Source organism: Mesorhizobium sp. M7A.F.Ca.US.006.04.2.1, from assembly GCF_004022915.1.
Classification (GTDB): domain Bacteria; phylum Pseudomonadota; class Alphaproteobacteria; order Rhizobiales; family Rhizobiaceae; genus Mesorhizobium; species Mesorhizobium ciceri.
In genome coordinates, this window is the sequence record NZ_RZQA01001071.1 from 1 (window position 1) to 1,839 (window position 1,839).

Here is a 1,839-nt window from a genome sequence, read left to right on the forward strand (position 1 = left end):
GCAGCATAGAGTTCATGCACGCCGCTTTCGCCCATCGCCGCATCGGTTGCGAAATCATGCCGCGAAATTGCAGCACGGGCGACCGCTTCCGCGTTGGCGACACCGGCATCGCCGAGATACCCGGTCAAAAGGTTGGTTGCCCGCATGCTCATCAAGGCGCCGAGCAAGGCGATGCCGATGGCAAGACCGCTCTGGCGGGTGGCATTGATGACCGCCGACACCATGCCCGAGCGTTCGCGCGGCGCATAGGACATGGCGGCAGCGCTGCCGGTCGGGATTGCAAGCGCATTGCCGAGGCCGCCGATGGCGAACAGAAGGCACAGCGTCGCGTAGGACGTCGAAGGACCGGCCCAGCACATGCCGAGCATGGACAGGCCGATAGCAACATAGCCGATGGTCATCAGCGCGGAGTGACCATAGCGCGCGCTCAGCCTGCCGATCCACGGCGACACCACGATCTGGACGATGAAGGCCGGCGCCATGCGCAGGCTGGTCTGCGTCGGCGACCAGCCCTGCACCTGCTGCAGGAACATCGAGAAGAAGAAGACGCTGGAATAGGAGGTGAAGCCGAGCGCGAACGAAGCGACATTGGCGACGGCAAAGCGGACGTCACGGAAGAGGCCAAGCGGCAGCATCGGCCGTGCCGTGCGCGCCTCGAAGCCGAGGAAAGCACCCAGGCCGACGACACCTGCGATGAGCGCCGTGACCGTCCTTGGCTCGCCCCAACCATTCTCGCCGGCCGAGATCAGGCCAAAGGTCAGCGCCCCCAGCCACAGGATGCTGAGAGCCAGGCCGACGAGATCGAGATGGGCATGTTCGGGATGCGCCGTCTCGTTGATCGAAGCAGCACCGAGCGCGATCGTGATCAGACCAAGCGGCAGGTTGATCAGGAAGATGCTTTGCCAGCCGACGGTCTCGACCAGGATGCCACCGAGGACGGGACCAACGAGCAGAGAGATGGCGGCGAACGACGCCCAGCCGCCAATGACGCCGGCGCGCTGGCGTGCATCGGGAAAGGCTTGCGTCAGGATCGACAGCGCGCCTGGAATGAGCAGCGAGCCGGCGATGCCCTGTACGACCCGGCCAGCCAGCAGCACCGGCAAATTGGGCGCGACGGCGCAGATCAGCGAGCCGGCCACGAAGATGCCGACGCCGGCCAGCCATGAGCGCTTGCGGCCATAGCGGTCGCCGATCAGGCCGGACGACAGCATGAAGGCCGACAGGCACAGCGTGTAGGCGTCGACCACCCATTGCAGGCCGCCGAAATCGGTTTGCAACGCCTGCTGGATGGTCGGCAGCGCGACATTGACGATGCTGACGTCGAGCAGAGCCACGAACGAACCAAGATAGACAGCGGCGACCAGGGGCAAACGGTGCTTTGACATGGCTATGTCCGGACGTGAGTTTCGCAAATTACTGGCCGACGGTCAGTTGAACGGGCGGCATGGCGCTGTCGATCCGGCGACTGAGTATGGCCTGCGCCATGGTACTGGACTCGCCGCGAGTCGCCCTCTTCTGAAAATGTTGCGGCTGGAATAGAAGCCGGGTTCCTGCGGACTGAGCATTCAGCCGTCATATTGTTCCGATGTCACCGCTTCCAGCCAGTCGGCATGGACATCGTCGAGCGCCTCCTGCATGGCGATATGCGTCATCGCCGATTTCGGCGCCGCGCCATGCCAGTGTTTTTCGCCAGGCGCGAACGAGATGACGTCGCCCGCCCTGATCTGCTGGACCGGGCCGCCCCACGTCTGGGCAAGCCCGGCGCCCACCGTCACGTAGAGCGTCTGGCCAAGCGGATGCGTATGCCAGTGGGTGCGCGCGCCCGGCTCGAAGCTGACC

General features: G+C 64.8%; 2 protein-coding genes. Both read right to left on the bottom strand.

Features of this window, described 5'->3' with window-relative positions; translation table 11 throughout:
• The coding region (locus EN925_RS34350) for an MFS transporter (RefSeq protein WP_128337292.1) at positions 1 to 1,385 on the bottom strand (1,385 nt) is incomplete at its 3' end.
• 180 nt (positions 1,386 to 1,565) lie between these two features.
• The coding region (locus EN925_RS34355; protein WP_164894602.1) for a cupin domain-containing protein at positions 1,566 to 1,839 on the bottom strand (274 nt) is incomplete at its 5' end.